The 19,386-nt window shown below is 72.8% G+C and carries 19 protein-coding genes and 2 tRNA genes; 1 reads left to right on the top strand and 20 read right to left on the bottom strand.

Translation table 11 applies throughout. The features are described 5' to 3' along the window. Positions 1 to 22 precede the first annotated feature (22 nt). From ACIO5D_RS33260 to ACIO5D_RS33295, 8 genes are all read right to left on the bottom strand, one after another. Positions 23 to 95 (bottom strand) — tRNA-Ala (locus ACIO5D_RS33260). Positions 96 to 132: 37 nt separating this feature from the next. Continuing rightward, positions 133 to 205: transfer RNA gene (locus ACIO5D_RS33265), tRNA-Ala, on the bottom strand. Between the two features lie 139 nt (positions 206 to 344). After that, entirely contained in the window at positions 345 to 992 is a 648-nt protein-coding gene (locus ACIO5D_RS33270; protein ID WP_400652329.1) for a histidine phosphatase family protein, read from the bottom strand. Further along, positions 989 to 1,462, bottom strand: coding sequence for a ribosome silencing factor (rsfS, locus tag ACIO5D_RS33275; protein ID WP_363607529.1), 474 nt, complete (start codon positions 1,460 to 1,462; stop codon positions 989 to 991). The genes ACIO5D_RS33270 and rsfS overlap by 4 nt, the downstream gene beginning before the upstream one ends. Positions 1,463 to 1,587: 125 nt before the next feature. Next, positions 1,588 to 3,273: an LCP family protein gene (locus ACIO5D_RS33280; protein WP_400799709.1), complete on the bottom strand. Its 1,686-nt coding sequence runs from the start codon at positions 3,271 to 3,273 to the stop codon at positions 1,588 to 1,590. A gap of 45 nt (positions 3,274 to 3,318) precedes the next feature. After that, positions 3,319 to 3,951, bottom strand: coding sequence for a nicotinate-nucleotide adenylyltransferase (nadD, locus tag ACIO5D_RS33285; protein WP_363607531.1), 633 nt, complete (start codon positions 3,949 to 3,951; stop codon positions 3,319 to 3,321). A 134-nt stretch (positions 3,952 to 4,085) separates the two neighbouring features. After that, positions 4,086 to 4,244, bottom strand: coding sequence for a hypothetical protein (locus ACIO5D_RS33290; protein WP_400651971.1), 159 nt, complete (start codon positions 4,242 to 4,244; stop codon positions 4,086 to 4,088). Positions 4,245 to 4,394: 150 nt separating this feature from the next. Then, positions 4,395 to 4,541, bottom strand: coding sequence for a hypothetical protein (locus tag ACIO5D_RS33295; protein ID WP_363607533.1), 147 nt, complete (start codon positions 4,539 to 4,541; stop codon positions 4,395 to 4,397). 246 nt (positions 4,542 to 4,787) lie between these two features. On the opposite strand from ACIO5D_RS33295, the gene ACIO5D_RS33300 reads away from it, so the two are divergent. Next, positions 4,788 to 5,852: a M48 family metallopeptidase gene (locus tag ACIO5D_RS33300; RefSeq protein ID WP_363607534.1), complete on the top strand. Its 1,065-nt coding sequence runs from the start codon at positions 4,788 to 4,790 to the stop codon at positions 5,850 to 5,852. Positions 5,853 to 5,923: 71 nt separating this feature from the next. On the opposite strand, the gene ACIO5D_RS33305 is transcribed toward ACIO5D_RS33300, so the two are convergent. The 12 genes from ACIO5D_RS33305 to ACIO5D_RS33360 all read right to left on the bottom strand — a co-directional run bounded on the left by ACIO5D_RS33305 (position 5,924) and on the right by ACIO5D_RS33360 (position 19,269). Next, on the bottom strand, positions 5,924 to 6,985 hold the full coding sequence (locus ACIO5D_RS33305; protein WP_363607535.1) for a hypothetical protein: 1,062 nt from the start codon (positions 6,983 to 6,985) through the stop codon (positions 5,924 to 5,926). Positions 6,986 to 7,119: 134 nt separating this feature from the next. Then, entirely contained in the window at positions 7,120 to 7,704 is a 585-nt protein-coding gene (locus tag ACIO5D_RS33310) for a hypothetical protein (RefSeq protein ID WP_400651969.1), read from the bottom strand. Positions 7,705 to 7,793: 89 nt separating this feature from the next. Continuing rightward, the gene (locus ACIO5D_RS33315) at positions 7,794 to 9,116 is read right to left on the bottom strand and encodes a glutamate-5-semialdehyde dehydrogenase (RefSeq protein WP_400651967.1); all 1,323 of its coding nucleotides are present in this window, start codon (positions 9,114 to 9,116) and stop codon (positions 7,794 to 7,796) included. Positions 9,117 to 9,193: 77 nt separating this feature from the next. Continuing rightward, positions 9,194 to 9,721 (bottom strand): hypothetical protein, encoded by a 528-nt coding sequence (locus tag ACIO5D_RS33320; protein ID WP_400651965.1) that lies wholly within the window; start codon positions 9,719 to 9,721, stop codon positions 9,194 to 9,196. A 132-nt stretch (positions 9,722 to 9,853) separates the two neighbouring features. Further along, a complete protein-coding gene (gene proB / locus ACIO5D_RS33325) occupies positions 9,854 to 10,990 on the bottom strand; it encodes a glutamate 5-kinase (RefSeq protein WP_363607539.1) in 1,137 nt (378 codons plus the stop codon). 263 nt (positions 10,991 to 11,253) lie between these two features. Then, positions 11,254 to 12,732 (bottom strand): GTPase ObgE, encoded by a 1,479-nt coding sequence (gene obgE / locus ACIO5D_RS33330; RefSeq protein WP_363607540.1) that lies wholly within the window; start codon positions 12,730 to 12,732, stop codon positions 11,254 to 11,256. Positions 12,733 to 12,838: 106 nt separating this feature from the next. Beyond that, positions 12,839 to 13,096: a 50S ribosomal protein L27 gene (rpmA, locus tag ACIO5D_RS33335; protein WP_209416555.1), complete on the bottom strand. Its 258-nt coding sequence runs from the start codon at positions 13,094 to 13,096 to the stop codon at positions 12,839 to 12,841. Between the two features lie 12 nt (positions 13,097 to 13,108). Next, positions 13,109 to 13,426 (bottom strand): 50S ribosomal protein L21, encoded by a 318-nt coding sequence (gene rplU, locus ACIO5D_RS33340; RefSeq protein ID WP_030058249.1) that lies wholly within the window; start codon positions 13,424 to 13,426, stop codon positions 13,109 to 13,111. A gap of 224 nt (positions 13,427 to 13,650) precedes the next feature. Next, entirely contained in the window at positions 13,651 to 17,265 is a 3,615-nt protein-coding gene (locus tag ACIO5D_RS33345; protein ID WP_400799712.1) for a ribonuclease E/G, read from the bottom strand. Positions 17,266 to 17,662: 397 nt separating this feature from the next. Next, positions 17,663 to 18,463, bottom strand: a complete 801-nt coding sequence (locus tag ACIO5D_RS33350; protein ID WP_363607542.1) for a TIGR03936 family radical SAM-associated protein — start codon at positions 18,461 to 18,463, stop codon at positions 17,663 to 17,665. Between the two features lie 173 nt (positions 18,464 to 18,636). Next, the gene (locus tag ACIO5D_RS33355) at positions 18,637 to 19,062 is read right to left on the bottom strand and encodes a PIN domain nuclease (protein ID WP_363607543.1); all 426 of its coding nucleotides are present in this window, start codon (positions 19,060 to 19,062) and stop codon (positions 18,637 to 18,639) included. Next, positions 19,063 to 19,269 carry a hypothetical protein gene (locus tag ACIO5D_RS33360; protein WP_400651955.1) on the bottom strand — a complete coding sequence of 69 codons (207 nt, stop codon included), beginning with the start codon at positions 19,267 to 19,269 and terminating at the stop codon, positions 19,063 to 19,065. It abuts the gene before it with no gap. Between the last annotated feature and the right edge of the window lie 117 nt (positions 19,270 to 19,386).

Below are 19,386 nucleotides of genomic sequence, written 5' to 3' on the forward strand. Positions count from 1 at the left end.
GGGAGGCGGCCCTCGACTGCTGTGGAGCTACGGGGAATTGAACCCCGGACCTCTTGCATGCCATGCAAGCGCTCTACCAACTGAGCTACAGCCCCGCGACACGCACGGCCCTCGCGGACCGCAGGTGCGGAGTGGAGCTACGGGGAATTGAACCCCGGACCTCTTGCATGCCATGCAAGCGCTCTACCAACTGAGCTACAGCCCCGCACTTCACCGGATTTTCCGCTTCCCTTCCGGGCCGCGTTTTCCTCCGTGCGAACGAGGAAGACTCTAACTGGTCAGGCCCGGAACTGCGAAATCCGTCCCCGCCGGCCGCTCGGCGGATCACCGCCGGCAGCCCCCACTCAGGTGTCGTCGCCGATCACCGGCTGCGGCAGCGTGCCCGCGTTGTGCTCCAGCAGGCGCCAGCCGCGCACGCCCCGGCCCAGAACGGACCAGCAGCAGTTGGACAGGCCGCCGAAGCACTCCCAGAGCGCCGGCTCCAGGCCGAGCAGCCGCCCGAGCATGGTCCTGATGGTGCCGCCGTGGCTGACCACCACCAGGGTGCCGTCCTCCGGCAGCTTCCCGACCGTGTCCAGCACGACCGGCACCGAGCGGTCGGCCACCTCGGTGGACAGCTCACCGCCACCGCGCCGGACCGGTTCGCCCTGCGCCCAGGCCGCGTACTCCCCCGGGAAGCGGGCGCGGATCTCGGCGTTGGTCAGCCCCTGCCAGGTGCCCGCGTAGGTCTCACGCAGGCCGTCGTGGTGCTGCACGTCCAGGCCGGTGATCTTCGCCAGCTCCTCGGCGGTGCGCCGGGCGCGCTGGAGGTCCGAGGAGATCAGCAGGTCGGGGTGGAGGCCGGCGAGCAGCCTGGCGGCCCGCTGGGCCTGCTGGACGCCCTGCCCGGTCAGCTCGATGTCCGTGCTGCCCTGGAACCGCGATTCGAGGTTCCAGGACGTCTGGCCGTGCCGCCAGAAGACGATGCGCGGACCTCGCGCGTCCCCGCTCAGCTGTAGTCCTCGGCGCCGAAGTCGTCGGCCGGGGCGACCTCGGCCGGGGCGACGGCGTTGCCGGCCGCATCGGTCCGCACGTCCTCGGGGCGGTTGCGGGTGGCCAGCGCGTCGGCCGGCAGCGGGAGTTCGGGGCAGTCCTTCCAGAGCCGGTCGAGCGAGTAGAAGGAGCGCTCCTCGGAGTGCTGGATGTGCACCACGATGTCCAGGTAGTCGAGCAGGATCCAGCGGCCCTCGCGCTCGCCCTCCCGGCGCACCGGCTTGACGTCCAGCTTCTCGCGGAGCTGGTCCTCGATCTCCTCGGCGATGGACTTGACCTGGCGGTCGTTGTTCGCGGAGGCGATCACGAAGGCGTCGGTGATCGACAGCACCTCGCTGACGTCGAACGCGATGATGTTGTGGGCCAGCTTGTCGGCCGCCGCCTGGGCGGCGACGGTGATGAGTTCCTGGCTGTGCTCGGTGACGGTCACGGTGTTCTTCCGGCTCGACGGCTTGGGGGCGGTCCCCGGCACCCGGCCGGGGATCGCCTTCCAGGATCTCACGCCGCCCGGGCGGCCCCGGAACCGTTTTCCGGGGCCGCCGCGCACACCCGGGGCTACTGCGTCTTCGGCGCCTGGTAGTCCTTGCCCAGCACGACCACCAGATCCGCGTTCTGGGCGTCGGTGACCTTCTTCGCCGCCGTCTCCGGCAGGTTGAGGCTGAGCGCCAGCGACTTCGCCGCGGCCTGCCGGGCGTCGTCGGTGTAGCGGATCTCACTGACGGCCTGCGGGGCGGTCTTCGACCCGCCGGGGATGAAGGTGAGGCCCGCGTTCATCACCTGGACCTGGGCGGCGGCCGCCGCCTGGTCGTTGCCGCTGGCGTCCTGGATGCTGACCCGGGCCGGGGCGTCGCCCGAGGCGGCGGACTTCACGGTGCCGCCCAGCACGTCCTTGACCTGCTTGCCGGCCGTGGCGTCGTCCAGGGTGCCGTCCGGCTTGACCGTCAGTGCGGTGGTGCCGAAGTGGCCGTCCTTGGCCTGCTGGGAGAGCTGGACGAGCACCCCCGCCAGGGCGTCCTCGGGCAGCGACGGGTCGAGCACCGCGTTCATCCGGTGCACATCGTCCTTGGCGTCCTTGAACTCGGTCGGCATGGTGCGCACCACCGCGTCCATCACCTGTCCGAACCGGGCCAGTTGGGCGTCCCGGTTCTCGGTGGGCGCCTGGTAGGTGGCGTAGGCGACCGCGGCCTTGCCGTTCAGCAGGGTGTTCTTGCCCGCGGCGGCGAGCAGCTTGCCGTCCGGCTTGCCGCCCTCGTGGGCCTCGGCGTTGGTGTCCACCCGGACCCCGCCGAGCTGGGCGACCAGCAGTTCCAGGTACGGGGTGTCCAGCCGCCAGGTGCCGGCCACCGGGGCACCCAGCACGGTGGTCAGGCCTTCCCTGGTGGCGGACGGCCCGATGCTGTCCATCGCCTGGCCGACCGTGGTGACCGGCGGGTCGCCCGGGCCGGGCAGCCGGAGGGTGTCGGGCAGCAGCAGCACGGTGCCCTTGTGCCCGGAGGAGTCGTTGACCAGCAGCGCGCTGGAGACCTTGCCCTGCAGGTCGCGCAGGTGCACCACGTTGACCTGGCGCGGACCGGCCGCGGTCGCCGCGGTCTGCTTGTCCCCGGTGAACCAGAGGTAGCCGCCGGCCCCGGCCGCCGCGAGCGCCACCACCACGCCGGCGCCGATCAGCCGGTTGCGCAGCTTGCGGCGGCGCTCGGCCCGCACCTCGCTGCGGGACTCGGCGAACTTCAGCCAGTCGATGACGTCCTCGGACTCCTCCGCCTCCTCGTCGACGAAGGTGAACTCGTCCGTGGGGTAGTCGTCCTTGGACGTCTTCCCGGCGCCCGCACCGGACTTGCCCGCACCCGGCTTGCCGGCGGCGGACCTGCCCGCACGGCCCCCGCCGACCTGCTCGGACGGCGGCTCCGGTTTGGCCGGAGCCGCCTCGGTGGCGGCGGGCCGGGCCGCGCGCGGACGCGGCGGCGCGGGCGCCGGCGCGGCCGGAACGGGCTCGGGCTCGGTGACCACCGGCTGCGGCGCGGTGGCGTACTGCTGCTGGGGGTACGGGTCGTAGGCCTGCTGGTACTGCTGCTGCTCCTGGTAGCCGTACCCGCCCTGCTGCGGGTACGCCGACGGCACCGGCTGCCCGTACTGGTCGTACTGCTGCGGCTGTTGCTGCTGCGGGGCCTGCTCCTGGTAGGGCTGGTACTGCTGGTACTGGCCGGTGGACCAGTCGTCCTGGCCGCCCGTGCGCTCGCTCATGCGCCCACCTCGCTCCGCTCGCTCATGCGCCCGCCCCTCCGGGATTCAGATCCGGTGCGGCGCGTAGAGCGCACGCTTGTCGATGTAGCGGACCACGCCGTCCGGGACGAGGTACCAGACCGGCTCGCCCTTGGCGACCCGGTTGCGGCAGTCCGTGGAGGAGATGGCCAGGGCCGGGACCTCCACCAGGGAGACCCCGCCCACCGGAAGCCCGGCGTCCGAAAGAGTGTGCCCCGGGCGGGTACAGCCGATGAAGTGCGCGAGCGAGAAAAGCTCGTCGGAGTCCCGCCAGGAGAGGATCTGGGCAAGCGCGTCGGCACCGGTGATGAAGAAGAGGTCGGCGTCCGGGTGCAGTGCGTGCAGGTCGCGCAGGGTGTCGACGGTGTACGTCGGACCCTCGCGGTCGATGTCGATCCGGCTGACCGAGAACTGCGGGTTCTCCGCGGTGGCGATGACCGTCATCAGGTAGCGGTCCTCGGCCGGGGTGACATGGCGGTCGCTCTTCTGCCACGGCTGCCCGGTCGGCACGAAGATCACCTCATCGAGGTGGAACGCGCTCGCCACCTCACTGGCGGCGACCAGGTGCCCGTGGTGGATCGGGTCGAAGGTGCCACCCATGACGCCGAGGCGCTTCTTCACCGGTACCGGTCCGCCGGGATTCCCGGCCTGCTCTCCCATGGCGCCACACCTTACGCGACACGCGTTACGGTGCGGGAACGCCCGGGTGGGGGCCGCCCCGGACACGCGCGAGGGAGCGGCCGGCACTCACACCGGACGCTCCCCTGGCCACCACCGGGACGGCTCGGCGGGACTCAGCGGTCCCGGTTGAAGCGGGTGGTGACGTAGAGCAGCAGCAGCAGGATGAACAGCGCGGCGCCGCCCGTCAGGTACGGGTTGAGGCTCTCGTGGTTGCCCCCCTCGCCCTCGGAGGCGAGCAGGTTCAGAACGGGAAGTGCGGCGGCAGTGTTCATGGTCGGCGGGACCTTCTCGGCTCGGGTGACGGACCAGGGTGTCGGGCCGGTGAGGGCCCCACCCGCCATCGTACGGGTGGTTACACGGCAACCGCTCGGCGGCCCACCGCGTCTGATCAGGCGTGAGCCGGGTGCCCGGCGGGGGTGTGCTCAGTTGTTGCGGCCGGCCCGCAGCAGGATCCAGGCGAGCAGTCCGACGCCCACGAAGGAGGCCACCACGATGATGCGCAGGAACAGCCCCGGGCCGTCCTCCGTGGAGATCGGGCCGGCCAGGCTGACAAGGGCGTCGGTGGACATCTGCGGGCTCCTCGAACTGCTCGGTACCGCGGCCAGGTCTGGTCTCGGCTATCCAGGACATTCAGGGTAGACCGGCTTCACATCCGCGCCGCCCACCGCCCCCTGCGGCGCGGCCCGCACCGCGCGTAGGGTGGCCGCGGGGACGAGTACGCAACCACGGACGTTGCACAGACAGTCGTTGCAGACGAAGAGCAGCGGGGGCCGGCCAGCGGCCGGGGCCGCCGTCGAGCAGGAGGTACTCACACCATGACCGATACGACCGAGAAGACCCCGAGCCGGCGCCGCCAGCGCTTCCCGGAGATCTCCACCCGGGCCTGGGAGCACCCCGCGGACCGCTCCGCCCTGGTCGCGCTGCGCAAGCTGACCGGCTTCGACGACGTGCTCAGGAAGCTCGCCGGTCTGGTCTCCGAGCGTTCGATCCGGCTGATGTTCCTGGCCACCGCCGTGAAGACGTCCGAGCGCCAGTTCCCCGAGCTCTACAACATGGTGCGCGACGCCGGCTACGTGCTCGACCTGGAGCGGATCCCGGACCTCTACGTCACCCAGGACCCGACGGTCAACGCGTACTGCATCGGCATCGACACCCCGATCATCGTGGTCACCAGCGGCCTGGTCGAGCTGCTGGACGAGGAGGAGCTGCGCTCGGTCATCGGCCATGAGGTCGGTCACGCGATGTCCGGCCACGCGGTCTACCGGACGATGCTGCTGATCCTCACCAACATCGCCACCCGGATCGCCTGGGTGCCGCTCGGCAACCTGGCGATCATGGCGATCGTCACCGCGCTCAAGGAGTGGTTCCGCAAGGCCGAGCTCTCCAGCGACCGGGCCGGCCTGCTCGCCGGGCAGGACCTCCAGGCGTCCATGCGGGCCCTGATGAAGCTGGCCGGTGGCCACAACCTCGCCGAGATGAACGTCGACGCCTTCCTGGAGCAGGCCGCGGAGTACGACAAGGCCGGCGACCTGCGCGACGGCGTGCTGAAGCTGCTCCAGGTGCTGCCGCAGAGCCACCCCTTCGCGGTGGTACGGGTCGCCCAGCTGAAGAAGTGGTCGGAGAGCGACGAGTACCGCTCGATCCTGGCGGGCGCCTACCCGCGCCGCGGCGAGGACCCGGAGACCTCGGTCGGCGACCAGTGGAGGGCCGCCGCCGACCACTACACCACCTCGGTGAAGGAGAGCAAGGACCCGCTGATGGGCCTGATCCGCGATGTCGCCGGCGGCGCCGCGACCGTCGGCGGCAAGCTCCGCGACACCTTCACCGGCGCCTCGCGCGGCAACGGATCCACCGGCGGCCCGACCCGCGACGACGACTGACCCCACCGGTACCGCCCCGGCGGACGGCTCCCGGCTCCCCGCCGGGGGCCGTCGGCGGGCCCGGGGAGCGGTCAGCCTCCCGCCAGCACCCCGCAGACCTGCCAGGCGGGCTGGGCGTGGTTGCCCGGGTCGATCCCGGGCGGGGCGGGCACCGAGGTGCCGCCCGCCGTGGCGAGCACCGGCTGGAGGAACCCGGCCATCGAGCCGGTGCACGGGGCCGGACCGGCCTGGAGCACCGAGTCCACCAGCCGCAGCTGGGTGGCGGCCAGGTCGACCCGGTCGAAGTCGAACGTCAGCTGCCGCCGGACGGTCTCCAGGGTGACCGGTGCGCCGCTCGACGCGCCGGCCGGCTTCAGCGCGTAGACGAAGGTGTGGTCGGTGGCGATCTGCAGCGTGCCGCTGTCCGCCTCGTCGATCCGCATCGCGCCCGCGACCTTGACGGTGCCCGAGGCCAGCGCGACCTGGCCGGGGTCGAAGCGGACCAGCCAGCCGGTCAGCGCGTGGTGCCGGTCGTCGGCCGGCTGGGCCACGCTCGTATCGAACTGGGCCTGCTCACCCGGGGTGACGAAGGCCCGCACATCGCCGGTCGCCCCCTGGATCAGGGCCGCGGGCGCCAGCGAGGAGGCGACCAGATAGCGCTGGACGGTGTCGAGCGCCTTGGTCACCTCGGCCTTGCTGAAGTGCTCGGTGGCCGCTCCGGCGGGCGTCCCGAGACCGATCGCGCCGTCGCTGTAGCCGGGCGGCAGCGAGGCGAAGGGGCCGGCCGGGTCGGCGACCGGCCTGACCGCCGAAGCCGGGCTCAACGCCACCAGACTGGTGGTCAGTTGACTGCCCGAGGGCTGGGCCGACTGCCGTTCGGGCGAGCTGATGCCGAAGTACACCGCGGCCGCGAAGGCCACCAGGATGAGCAGCAGCAGGGCGAGCGCCTGCCGGGGCACGGTGCCCAGCGGGCCGAGCCGTACGCGCGGGCGGGTGGCCCGGCCGAAGGAGCCGGCCAGCCGCTCCCGGGCGGAGAGCTCCTGGATCCGGGCAGCCCGGACGAAGGATTCGTCGAAGACGACGGACCGGTACTCGTCCTCATTTCCGGAACCACCGTCGGGCGCACCCTCCGGAGGCTCTCGCGGGTCACCCATAACACCAGGGTAAGCCGCACCCCGGCCCCGCCACGAGAGTCCTGCCACAGATTCCCGGGGCCGCTCCGTGACCGCCCGGAGCGCCCCCGTACGGCCCCGGGCACACCGGCCCCCGGCTCCGCCGGATCAGCGGCTCAGCCCGCCGGAGCGGTGACCACGAGCGACGGTTCGGCCGGCGAGGGCACCGGATCGGCCCCCACACTGCTGTTGCCGGACTCGGGCCGGGGCGCCGGTCCTCCGTCGGCCCCGCCCACGCCCTGGTAGACCGCCGCGACGGCCACCGCGACCAGGCTCACGCCCATGATCACGGCGAGCACCCAGGCCACCGGCCGGTGCCAGCGCTGCTGGGCGACATAGCGCCCGCGCCCGGCCCGGACCGGGTCGTAGACGCCGCTCCGGCCCCACCGGCGCCCAGTCGCCCGGCCGGGCGCCGACCACGGGTCGGAATAGAGGCGGTCGTCGTCCAGCCCGCTCGGGTGCGGGCGCAGCTCCAGCGGCAACCCGTCACCGGCCGGAATGTCATAGCCCCAGCCCGGTCCCACCGTGTCCGGCTCGAACCGGGCCTCGGCGGCGGCGAGCTGCCGCTCCTTGGCCGTCGGCTCGTGCACGGCGGCGGACCGCACGAAGGCCTCATCGAAGACCACGGTGGCGAACTCGTCGTCCGCACCACCGTGGTCGGCGCCGTCGGGGTACGGCGAGCCCCCCACATCGTCAGCCACGGATTCAGCGTATTACCGGGCGGCCGTTTTGTCTGTGGCTCCTCCCAGTTGGTTCGTCACCCGTGTGAAGCGAGCCGTCCCGGGCGCGCTCAGCCGGCGTCGGCGGCCCCGCCCACGGTCTGCGTCGCCTCGCCCCGGACATGCCCGTCACCGGTGACGATGTACTTGGTGCTGGTCAGCTCGGGCAGGCCCATCGGGCCGCGGGCGTGCAGCTTCTGGGTGGAGATGCCGATCTCGGCACCGAAGCCGAACTCACCGCCGTCGGTGAACCGGGTGGACGCGTTGACGGCCACCGTGGTCGCGTCGACCAGTTGCGTGAAGCGGCGGGCGGCCGCCTGCGAGGTGGTGACGATCGCCTCGGTGTGGCCGGAGGACCAGCGGCGGATGTGCTCGACGGCGGCGTCCAGCGAGGGCACCACGGCGGCCGCCAGGTCGTAGGAGAGGTATTCCGTCCCCCAGTCCTCCTCGGTGGCCGGCACCACCGTCGCCGCCGTGCCCTCGGCGGCCTTGAGCACCGCGTCGTCGCCGTGCACGGTCACCCCGGCCTCGGCGAGCGCGGCCAGCGCCAACGGCAGGAAGGCGTCCGCGACGTCCTGGTGGACCAGCAGCGTCTCGGCCGAGTTGCAGACGCTGACCCGCTGGGCCTTGGAGTTCAGCAGGATGCCGACGGCCATCGCGAGGTCGGTCCGGGCGTCCACGTAGACATGGCAGTTGCCGGTGCCGGTCTCGATCACCGGGACGGTCGAGCCCTCGACCACGGTCCGGATCAACGAGGCGCCGCCGCGCGGGATCAGCACGTCCACCAGACCGCGGGCGCGCATCAGCTCCCGCACCGAGTCCCGGCTCTCACCGGGGACGAGCTGGATCGCGTCGGCGGGCAGCCCGGCCGCCTCGACCGCGTCGCGCAACACCGTGATCAGCGCGGTGTTGGAGCGGTAGGCGGAGGCCGAGCCGCGCAGCAGCACGGCGTTGCCGGACTTCAGGCAGAGCGCGGCGGCGTCCACCGTGACGTTGGGACGGGCCTCGTAGATGATGCCGACGACGCCGAGCGGCACCCGTACCTGGCGCACGTCCAGACCGTTGGGCAGGGTGTAGCCGCGCACCACCTCGCCGACCGGATCGGGCAGCCCGGCCACGTCGCGGACGTCGGAGGCGATCGCGGCGATCCGCTCGTGGTCGAGGGTCAGCCGGTCGACCACCGACTCGGCGGTGCCGGCCGCGCGGGCCCGCGCGACGTCCTCGGCGTTGGCGGCGGTGATCTCGGCGCTGCGGGCCACCAGGGCGTCCGCGATCGCCAGCAGCGCGGTGTCCTTCGCCCGGCGCGGCAGCGGGGCGAGCGCGGCGGCGGCCTCCCGGGCTCGGCGCGCTACGGCGAGGACGGGGCTGTCGGCGGTGGCGAGGTCGCTGGTCATGTGCCAAGGGTAGCGACTGCGCGGGCGGCGTCCGGCGGGCATTTCGCCCGGTGAGACGGAGCCCGCGGCAGGGCGGCTCAGTACGGGTGGACCCCGCCCAGGTGCGGGGGCGGATCGCCGAAGCCCTCGGCCACCCGCTTGTGGTACGTCGCGCGGTCGACCACCTCCAGGCCGACGATCTCCCACGCCGGCAGGCTCGCCGTCACCTTGTGCTCGCCCCACAGCCGCAGCGCGATCGCCGCCGCGTCGTGCAGGTCCCGCGCCTGCTCCCAGTAGCGGATCTCGGCGTGGTCGGCGGCGTAGCGGGCGGTCAGGAAGAACGAGTGGTCGTGCGCCAGCCGCTCCAGCCCGGCCCGCAGCTCCGACAGCGGGGTGACCTGCCCGGCGACGCTCAGCACCACGTGCCAGAGCCGGGCCTGCTCGGGCACCGTGGGCGGGTCGCCCGCGTCCCGCCGGTCCGGCCGCAGCCTGCGCACCCCGCCGGGCCCCTGCGGCGGCGGGCCTGACGGCCCGGCGGGGCCGTCGCCACCGCGTCCGCCGTCGATGCTGGTCAGCCGCCGGCCCGCCGGCCCTCCGGTCAGCGCTGCCTCGCGCCTGCGTTCCACCGGCGGCCTCCTGTTCGGCGATGTCGTGTCGTCGTACCCGCCGGCCCGGCCCGACGCGTAAGGCTGCGTGCCTCCCCGCCCGCGGCCGGGCGTGAACCCCGTGCGGAGTGGCCCGCCGCCCGCGCTGGCCGGTCAGCCGCGCAGGACGACCAGGTCGTCGCGGTGAACGACCTCACGCTCGTACGCGGCGCCGAACTCCTGGGCCAGGTCTCGGGTGGACCGGCCGAGCAGGCGGGGCAACTCCCTCGCATCAAAGTTGACCAGTCCGCGCGCCACGATGTGGCCGTTTTCACCAAGAAGGTCCACCGGATCACCCGCGGCGAACTCCCCGTCGACCTTGGTGACCCCGGCCGGCAGCAGCGAGGCGCCACCGGAGACCACCGCCGCGACCGCGCCCTCGTCCAGGTGCAGGGCGCCGCGCGGGCTGCTCGCGTGGGCCAGCCAGAGCAGCCGGTCGGAGGAGCGGCTGCCGGTGCGCAGGAACAGCGTGCCGGTGGGCCGGCCGGCCAGCGCGTCGGCGGCGTGGCTGGCGGCGGTGAGCACCACCGGGATGCCCGCGCCGGTGGCGATCCGGGCCGCCTCGACCTTGGTGACCATGCCGCCGGTGCCGACACCGGCCTTGCCCGCGCTGCCGATCTGGATGCCGTCCAGGTCGTGCGGTCCGGCCACCTGGGCGATCCGGCTGGTGCCGGGGCGGCTCGGGTCGCCGTCGTAGAGGCCGTCCACGTCGGAGAGCAGCACCAGCAGGTCGGCCCGGACCAGATGGGCGACCAGCGCGGCCAGCCGGTCGTTGTCACCGAACTTGATTTCGGCGGTGGCGACGGTGTCGTTCTCGTTGACGATCGGCATCGCGCCCATCGCCAGCAGCTGGTCGAGCGTCCGGTAGGCGTTGCGGTAGTGGGCCCGGCGGCTGGCGTCCTCGGCGGTCAGCAGCACCTGGCCGACCCGGATGCCGTACCGCGCGAAGGAGGCGGTGTAGCGGGCGACCAGCAGGCCCTGCCCGACGCTGGCGGCGGCCTGCTGGCGGGCGAGGTCCTTGGGCCGCCCGTCCAGGCCGAGCGGGGCGAGGCCCGCCGCGATGGCGCCGGAGGAGACCAGGACCACCTCGGGCGCCTCCGCCCGGGTGCGCACCTTGGCCAGCGCGTCCACCAGGGCGTCGACCCGGTCGGCGTCCAGGCCGCCGGCGGCGGTGGTGAGTGAGGAGGAACCGACCTTCACGACGATCCGCCGCGCGGTCAGCACCTCGTCCCGCAGTGAGTCCTCGCTCATCTCGCTGTACGCCCTTCCGGTGTGGTGCGGGTACGACGGGCCCCGGGCCCGGCCGTTACCCCCGCAATCTACGCGACCGGCGCACCCCATCCGCAGGTCATGTCACCCGCTGGACGGGCCGCCCGGCGACCGCCCGGCCCGCGGCGGACCGGCCTGCCCGGCCAAGTTCCGTGCCGTCCCGGCGAAGTGACGTTTCACCAGACCGAACGCGGCGCGGCCCCCGCCTCCCTTGCGGGTGGCGGGGGCCGCGTCGAACCGCCGGCTCAGCTGTCCTCGTCGTCGCCCTCGATGGCGGCCTGGCGGCCGCTGGAGAGCGCCTCGAAGGCGAGGAACTCGGCCTCGGCCGCGTCCTTGCCCTTCTGCTTGTCACGGCGGCGGTCGACGGCCGGACGCGGGCTCTCGAAGCGGTGGTCCTCACCGCGGCGGCCGAGCATCTCGGCACCGGCGGCCATGGTCGGCTCCCAGTCGAAGACGACGGCGTTCTCGTCCGGGCCGATGATGACGGTGTCGCCCTCCTGGGCGCCGACCTTCCACAGCTTCTCCTCGACACCGAGGCGGGCGAGCCGGTCGGCGAGGTAGCCGACGGCCTCGTCGTTGGAGAAGTCGGTCTGGCGGACCCAGCGCTCCGGCTTGCCGCCGCGGATGCGGTAGGCGCCGTCCTCCTCGGTGATGGTGAAGCCCGCGTCGTCCACGGCGGCGGGCCGCAGCACGATCCGGGTGGACTCCTCCACCGGCTTGGCGGCCCGGGCCTCGGCGACGATCTGCGCCATCGCGAAGCTCAGTTCGCGCAGGCCCTTGCGGGAGGCGGCGGACACCTCGAAGACGCGGTAGCCGCGCGCCTCCAAAGACTCGCGGGTGAGGTCGGCGATGTCCTGGCCGTCCGGCACGTCGATCTTGTTGAGCGCGACCAGGCGCGGCCGGTCGTCCAGACCGCCGTACTGGGCCAGCTCGGACTCGATGGTCTCCAGGTCGGTCAGCGGGTCACGGCCGGGCTCCAGCGTGGCGCAGTCCAGCACGTGCACCAGCACCGAACAGCGCTCGACGTGCCGCAGGAACTCCAGGCCGAGGCCGCGGCCCTGGCTGGCGCCGGGGATCAGACCGGGCACGTCGGCGACGGTGTAGACGGTCTCGCCCGCGGTGACCACGCCCAGGTTGGGGATCAGGGTCGTGAACGGGTAGTCCGCGATCTTCGGCTTGGCGGCCGAAAGCACCGAGATCAGCGAGGACTTGCCCGCGCTCGGGTACCCCACCAGGGCGACGTCGGCGACGGACTTGAGCTCCATGACGATGTCACGGGCCTCGCCGGGCTCGCCGAGCAGCGCGAAGCCGGGCGCCTTGCGGCGGGCCGAGGCCAGCGCCGCGTTGCCCAGGCCGCCGCGGCCGCCCGCGGCGGCGACGAAGCTGGTGCCGTGGCCGACCAGGTCGGCGAGGACGTTGCCCTCCCGGTCCAGCACCACGGTGCCGTCCGGCACCGGCAGCACCAGGTCGTGGCCGTCGGCTCCGGTGCGGTTGCCGCCCGCGCCGGGCTTGCCGTTGGTGGCCTTGCGCTTGGGCGAGTGGTGGTACTCGAGCAGGGTGGTGACCTGCGCGTCCACGATGAGGATGATGCTGCCGCCCTCACCGCCGTTGCCACCGTCCGGCCCGCCGAGCGGCTTGAACTTCTCTCGGTGCACGGAGGCGCAGCCGTGGCCCCCGTTACCCGCGGCGACGTGAAGCTCGACGCGGTCCACGAAGGTGGTCATGGGTGTGCCTCCAGTACGTGTACGACAAACGGTCTTTACCTGCTCTAAAGCATGAAGGGTGGACCGGAACATTCCGGCCCACCCTTCACTGTGAGTCTGGTGAGACTCAGGCCTCGGTGGCCACGATGTTGACGACCTTGCGGCCGCGGCGGGTGCCGAACTGCACGGCACCGGCGGTCAGCGCGAACAGGGTGTCGTCGCCACCGCGACCGACGCCCGCACCCGGGTGGAAGTGGGTGCCGCGCTGGCGGACGAGGATCTCGCCGGCGGAGACAACCTGGCCGCCGAAGCGCTTCACGCCGAGGCGCTGGGCGTTCGAGTCACGGCCGTTACGGGTAGAGCTTGCGCCCTTCTTGTGTGCCATCTCGCTATCCCCTTACTTGCTGACGGAGTCGATGCTCGTGATCCGCACAGCGGTGTGCTGCTGGCGGTGACCCTGGCGGCGACGGTAACCGGTCTTGTTCTTGTAGCGCAGGATGACGATCTTGTCGCCCTTGGTCTGGTCGACCACCTCGGCGTGAGCCTTCACGCCAGCGAGGACCCAGGGGTCGGAGGTGACAGCGTCACCGTCGACGATCAGGATGGTCGAGAGCTCGACCGAGTCACCCGGCTTGGCCTCAATACGGTCGATCTCCAGCACGTCGCCGACGGCGACCTTGTGCTGGCGGCCGCCTGCGCGAACGATCGCGTACATGCGGTACCTACTTTCCTACTCGGTCGGAACTCTCGATGCCAGCCACCTGGGTACGGACACAGGGGCCTCCCCCGGGCCTTCTCACGAAGGTCTCAGGAGGTGATGTGCTCGGGAGCATGGCGTAGACACGCCAGTGGTCAAGAATACGGACCGGGCGCCGCAGGGGCAAACCGGACCGTACAGGGCCCGGGGGCGGACGGTCGTCCGCCCCCGGGCACCGGGCACTACTCGGCTGCCGAATCACCCTCGGCGGCCGCGGCCTTCTTGGCCGCCGCGCTGGTCCGCTTGGTCGCGGTCTTGCGGGCGGTGGTCTTCTTGGCCGCCGCTGCCGTGGTCTTCTTGGCAGCGGTCTTCTTCGCGGCGGTCTTGCGCGCGGCCCGCTTCTTCGGGGCCGGCGCCTCCTCGGCGGGCTCCTCGGTCACGGCCGGCTCCTCGGCGACGGCCTCGGCCGCCTCCGGGGCCTCGACAGGCGCAGCGGGCTCGGCCACGGTCTCCACGACCACGGCCTCCTCGGCCGCGACCGGCTCGACCGGGGCCGGCTCCTCGGCGGCCGGGGCGGCGGCCTTGAGGGCCGCCTCCAGCGCCGCGTCGGCCCGGGCCTGCAGCACCACGATCTCGGCCTCGGCGGGCGCACCGGCCGGCGCCGTCGCCTTGCGCACCGCACGGCGACGGGTACGGCCGACGGGAGCCGCGGCGGCGGCCGGGATCTCGACCAGGCTCGGCTGGGCCGGCTCGGCGGCGGTCTCCACGACCACGGCCTCCTCGACCACGACCGGCCCGGCCGGAGCGGAGGTCTCGACGACCTCCAGCTCCTCGATCGCGAGCTGCCCCTCGACCTCCTCGTGGACGTGCTCGTCCGGCTGGGCCACCTCGACGGCCTGCGGCTCCTCCTGGGCCGCTCCGCCCTTGCCCCGGCGCCGGCGCTTGCCCGCGCCCGAGCCCGCCTCACCGGCCGCGACGGCCTGGCCGCCACCGCCCATGTGGACGCTCGGCTGCTCCATGTGCACGATCACGCCGCGCCCGTTGCAGTGCACGCACGGCTCGGAGAACGACTCCAGCAGGCCCTGGCCGACCCGCTTGCGGGTCATCTGCACCAGGCCCAGCGAGGTGACCTCGGCCACCTGGTGCTTGGTCCGGTCCCGGCCCAGGCACTCCAGCAGACGGCGCAGCACCAGGTCGCGGTTGGACTCCAGCACCATGTCGATGAAGTCGATCACGATGATGCCGCCGAGGTCGCGCAGCCGCAGCTGGCGCACGATCTCCTCGGCCGCCTCGATGTTGTTCCGGGTGACCGTCTCCTCCAGGTTGCCGCCCTGGCCGACGAACTTGCCCGTGTTGACGTCGATGACGACCATCGCCTCGGTGCGGTCGATCACCAGCGAACCGCCGCTGGGCAGCCAGACCTTGCGGTCCAGCGCCTTCATCAGCTGCTCGTCGATCCGGTAGGTGGCGAACACGTCCACCTCGGAGGTCCACCGCTGGAGCCGCTCGGCGAGGTCCGGCGCCACGTTGGAGACGTAGTCGTGGATCGTGTTCCACGCCTCGTTGCCGGAGACGATGACCTTGGTGAAGTCCTCGTTGAAGATGTCGCGCACGACCCGGACGGTCATGTCCGGCTCGCCGTACAGCAGCGCCGGGGCGTTGCCGGTCGCGGCCTTCTTCTGGATCTCCTCCCACTGCTGCTGGAGGCGCTGGACGTCACGGGTCAGCTCGTCCTCGGAGGCACCCTCGGCGGCGGTGCGCACGATCACGCCCGCGTCGTCCGGGACGATCTTCTTGAGGATCTGCTTCAGACGGGCGCGCTCGTTCTCGGGCAGCTTGCGCGAGATGCCGGTCATCGAGCCCTCGGGCACGTACACCAGGTAGCGGCCGGGCAGCGAGATCTGGCTGGTCAGACGGGCGCCCTTGTGGCCGATCGGGTCCTTGGAGACCTGCACCAGGACGGACTGGCCGGACTTCAGCACCGACTCGATCCGGCGCGGGCCGCCGTGGCCGCCCAGCGAACCGAAGTTGACCTCACCGGCGTACAGCACCGCGTTGCGGCCCTTGCCGATGTCGACGAAGGCGGCCTCCATCGACGGCAGCACGTTCTGGACCTTGCCCAGGTAGACGTTGCCGACGTACGAGGTGGCCTGCTCCTTGTTGACGTAGTGCTCGACCAGCACGCCGTCCTCAAGAACGCCGATCTGGGTGCGCTGGCCGTTCTGGCGCACCACCATGACGCGCTCGACCGACTCGCGGCGGGCCAGGAACTCGGCCTCGGTGATGATCGGCACCCGGCGACGGCCCAGCTCGCGGCCCTCGCGGCGGCGCTGCTTCTTGGCCTCCAGGCGGGTGGAGCCCTTGATGGACTGCACCTCGTCCGGGTCGAACGACGGCTCGGTGGAGCGGCGGCGCGGCTCGCGCACCTTCACCACCGTGCGGACGCCGTCCTCGGTGGTCTCGGCGCTCTCGGTGGCACCGGCCTCACCGCTGCGGCGGCGACGGCGGCGACGGCGACGGGACGAGGCCAGGCCGGAGGCCAGATCGTCCTCGTCCTCACCCTCCTCGTCCTCGACGGCCGGCTCCTCCGCGGGCTGCTCGGTCTCCTCGGCCTCGAACTCCTCGGCCTCACCGCGGCGGCGACGACGGCCGCCCCGGCGGCGACGGCGGGACGGACGGCCGTCCTCCCACTCGTCCTCGACCTCCGGGCCGGCCACGGGGGCCTCGACCACGGGCGTCTCGACGACGGGCACCTCGACCGGGGCCGGGGCCTCCTCGACGACGGCCGGCTTCTGAGCCGCGGCCTGCTTCTGGGCGGCGGCGGGCTTCTGGCGGACCGGGGCCTGCACCCGGACCTGGGTGCGGGTGCGACGGCGGCGGCCGACGCCGCTGTACTCGTACTCGTCCTCCTCGGACACCGCCGCCGGAGCCTGCACCGGGGCCTGCGCCTTGGCCCTGGCCCTGGACTTGGGCTCGGCCTTGGCCTTGGCCTCGATCCTGGGCTCGGCCTTGGCCTCGGCCTCGGCCTCGACAGCCGCCGGAGCAGCCGTCTGCGGGGCCTCGTAGGGGGCCGGCTCCTGGAAGACCGGGGCCTGGAAGATCGCGGTGGACGGACGGACCGCCCGGCGGCGCACCCGGTGGACCGGCTCGGCCTCGGCCACCGGGGCGGGGGCGGGCTGCTCGGCGGGGGCGGCCTGGACGGGGGCCTCGGCGGCCACCGGCTCGGCCTGCGGCTCCTGGGCCTCCTCCTCGGCGGCGGGCTCCTCGACCGGGGCCTCGACCACCGGCGCGGCCTCCACCACACGGCGGCGGCGGGGTCGGCGGGCCGGGGCGGCCGGGGTCTCCTCGGCGGGCGTCTCGGTGGCGGGAGCCTCGACGGGCACCTCGGCGACCGGCGCCTCGCTCGGCTTCTCGGCGGCGGCGGGCTCCCCGGCGGGGGCCTCGGCACGCTTGCGGGTCCGGCGGGCCCGGACCGGCTTCTCCGCCACCGGCTCCTCCGCCACCGGTGCGGCGGCAGCGGGAGCCTCGGCCGCGACGGCCTCCGGCTCGGTGACGACGATCGGGGTGGCCTCCGGCGCCCCGGCCGGAGCCTCGGCACGCTTGCGCGCCCGGCGGGCCCGGACCGGCTTCTCCGCCACCGGCTCCTCCACCGGCGCGGCGGCGGCCGGCATCTCGGCCTCGGCCGGGATCACCGTCTCGGCGGCCTCGGTGGCAGCCCCCTGCGGGGTGCCCGCCGGGCGGGACACCGCACGGCGACGGCGGCGCGGCGGCGCGGCGGTCGCGCCCTCGCCTGCGGCGACGGCGGATTCGTTCTGGTCCGGTGCAGCGTTCTGCTGCGAATCGGTGTTATCGAGCATGCGGGTGGATCTCCCGTCAGGCCCCCGGGCTCCGTATCCAGGCACGGCAGGGCACCGGTGGCCGGCCGGCATCGCGACGGATGCTCGGGCCGGACCTTTTCTCGGTGCCGCCGTGCGGACGCGAGGCCGCACAGGGGCTCGTAGTCTCGCTCGGCGCCCCGCACTCGGCGGGGTGTCGAAAGTCTTCTGGTCTGACCAGTCTTCTGAGGTTTTCCCAAGCTGTGCCGTTCCCCAACCCCGGGTGGCTCCCGGACGGGGTCCTCGGGCCCACCGACCATCGGGGTCGGCGGGCCACAAGAGGCCGGCCTGTGCTTCGACGACGCTCGCTCCCCTGGGGAGCCGCGGGGGCCTGGAGGGCCAACGGGTCCAGTGAGGCACTGGACCCGGCCTCCGCCCGCTAGGCGGACGCGGTTGCGCGCGGCTCGCCGGCCATCACAGGGCCGGCCGGGGCCGCGGCGCGGTCGAGCGCCAGCGGGTCGGTCACCGTGCCGGTCTCCTCGTCGAACGGCCCCTGCGCCAGCCTGGTCACCTCTGCGGGGACCGGCGGCGCCAGGTCGGCCGTCGCACGGAGACCGGACAATACGTCGTCGGGTCGTACGGCGGGTGTGGCGTGTCGTACTACCAGGCGCAGTATCGCACAGGGACGGCCGGTCCGAACATCGTGGACCCTTTCGCCCTCCGTGTCCGCACCGTCGTCCACCTGCGGCGAGGCGACCTCGAGCGCCGCCACCGCACCGCGCGCGTCAAAGACCCGCACGCCGTTCTTGGTGAGACGTTCGACCTCGACCCGCTCCTCGGCCAGGAAAACGGCGGCCGCGCGGGCCGCCTCCTCCGGGGTGACACCGTCCAGCCGGACCTGCCACTCGGAGGCCTCCAGGCGCTCCACGAAGTTCGGTGTCCTGACCTCGACCGCGTCGGTGATGTCCAGGCCGTTCGGCAGCGACTCGTCGAGCTGCGCACGCAGCTCCTCCGGGTCGCGGACGGCGGCGAGGCCGATCTCCAGGTACTCCGCCTCACTCGCCACCCCGGTCGGGGCGGCGTTGGCGTAGGAGACCTTGGGGTGCGGAGTGAAGCCGGCCGAATAGGCCATCGGCACGGCCGACCGGCGCAGTGCGCGCTCGAAGGCGCGCTGGAAGTCGCGGTGGCTGGTGAAGCGGAGCCGGCCGCGCTTGGTGTAGCGGAGACGGATCCGCTGCACCGTCGGCGCGGGCGGAGGACCGTCGGGCGTACGGCGTGCCAGGGTCGCTCAGTCCTTAGTCAGTTGTCCCCGTCCGACGTGGCGCTTTCCCGCCACTGTCCGGACTCTGTCACCTCAAAGGGTACGCGCCCCCGCACCCCCCTCGCTCCGCCCCTGCTCAGAGCCGGTGGCTGTCAGTCGAGCGAACCGGGCTCGGCCAGCCACTGAGCCCGGAGGTCGGTGTGCCTGGCGATGGTCTCGAAGTCCCGGTCGTAGTGCAGCACGGTCAGGCCGTGGTGCATCGCGGTGACGGCGACCAGCAGGTCGGCGATCCCGGCCGAGGGGTGCTGACCGGCCTCGACGAGCCGTTCCTGGATCGCGAGCAGCGTCCGCCAGGCGCCGTCCGGCACCGGACGCCAGACGTACATGTCGGCCAACGCCGCTTTGAGGTCGGCGAAATGCCCCTTGGATCTCGCCGAGTAGCACAGTTCCGCTTCGGTCGGCTCACAGAGCCCGACCCGCCCCTGGTCGATCACCTCGCCCCACACCTCGTCCAGGTCCGGCCTGACGATCCGGACGTGGGCCGATGTGTCGATCAGGAACTGCTCCGCACCGCTCATTCAGCGCCATACCTCTTCCTTGAACCCCGGTTCCAGCACCGCGTCGAACACACCGTCGGCCGCCAGCTCGCGCATGCGTTCCCGGGCCCGTCGGCGCCGCGCCCGGAGGCCCACCTCCGCCAGTGCGGCGTTGACCGTGTCCTTCTTCGTCTTGGTTCCCAGCGCCTGGGCCGCCAGGGCCAGCGCCTCTTCATCGACGTCGATCATGGTTTTGGCCATACGGTACACCACCCTTCATCCACCCATTGATTTGCGTAGATTCTATACTCGTGGCCGCGATTCATATATACCAACATCAAATCGAGTGATGTCCGGAAACGACCG

It is taken from the genome of Kitasatospora sp. NPDC087315 (assembly GCF_044744345.1).
In the GTDB taxonomy this organism is placed as follows: domain Bacteria; phylum Actinomycetota; class Actinomycetes; order Streptomycetales; family Streptomycetaceae; genus Kitasatospora.

Coding starts and splice junctions, on each gene's coding strand:
- ACIO5D_RS33280 (WP_400799709.1), bottom strand. CDS start 3,273: ATGAGCGAGCGCACGGGCGGCCAGGACGACTGGTCCACCGGCCAGTAC.
- nadD (WP_363607531.1), bottom strand. CDS start 3,951: ATGGGAGAGCAGGCCGGGAATCCCGGCGGACCGGTACCGGTGAAGAAG.
- ACIO5D_RS33290 (WP_400651971.1), bottom strand. CDS start 4,244: ATGAACACTGCCGCCGCACTTCCCGTTCTGAACCTGCTCGCCTCCGAG.
- ACIO5D_RS33295 (WP_363607533.1), bottom strand. CDS start 4,541: ATGTCCACCGACGCCCTTGTCAGCCTGGCCGGCCCGATCTCCACGGAG.
- ACIO5D_RS33300 (WP_363607534.1), top strand. CDS start 4,788: ATGACCGATACGACCGAGAAGACCCCGAGCCGGCGCCGCCAGCGCTTC.
- ACIO5D_RS33305 (WP_363607535.1), bottom strand. CDS start 6,985: ATGGGTGACCCGCGAGAGCCTCCGGAGGGTGCGCCCGACGGTGGTTCC.
- ACIO5D_RS33315 (WP_400651967.1), bottom strand. CDS start 9,116: ATGACCAGCGACCTCGCCACCGCCGACAGCCCCGTCCTCGCCGTAGCG.
- proB (WP_363607539.1), bottom strand. CDS start 10,990: ATGAGCGAGGACTCACTGCGGGACGAGGTGCTGACCGCGCGGCGGATC.
- obgE (WP_363607540.1), bottom strand. CDS start 12,732: ATGACCACCTTCGTGGACCGCGTCGAGCTTCACGTCGCCGCGGGTAAC.
- rpmA (WP_209416555.1), bottom strand. CDS start 13,096: ATGGCACACAAGAAGGGCGCAAGCTCTACCCGTAACGGCCGTGACTCG.
- rplU (WP_030058249.1), bottom strand. CDS start 13,426: ATGTACGCGATCGTTCGCGCAGGCGGCCGCCAGCACAAGGTCGCCGTC.
- ACIO5D_RS33345 (WP_400799712.1), bottom strand. CDS start 17,265: ATGCTCGATAACACCGATTCGCAGCAGAACGCTGCACCGGACCAGAAC.
- ACIO5D_RS33355 (WP_363607543.1), bottom strand. CDS start 19,062: ATGAGCGGTGCGGAGCAGTTCCTGATCGACACATCGGCCCACGTCCGG.
- ACIO5D_RS33360 (WP_400651955.1), bottom strand. CDS start 19,269: ATGATCGACGTCGATGAAGAGGCGCTGGCCCTGGCGGCCCAGGCGCTG.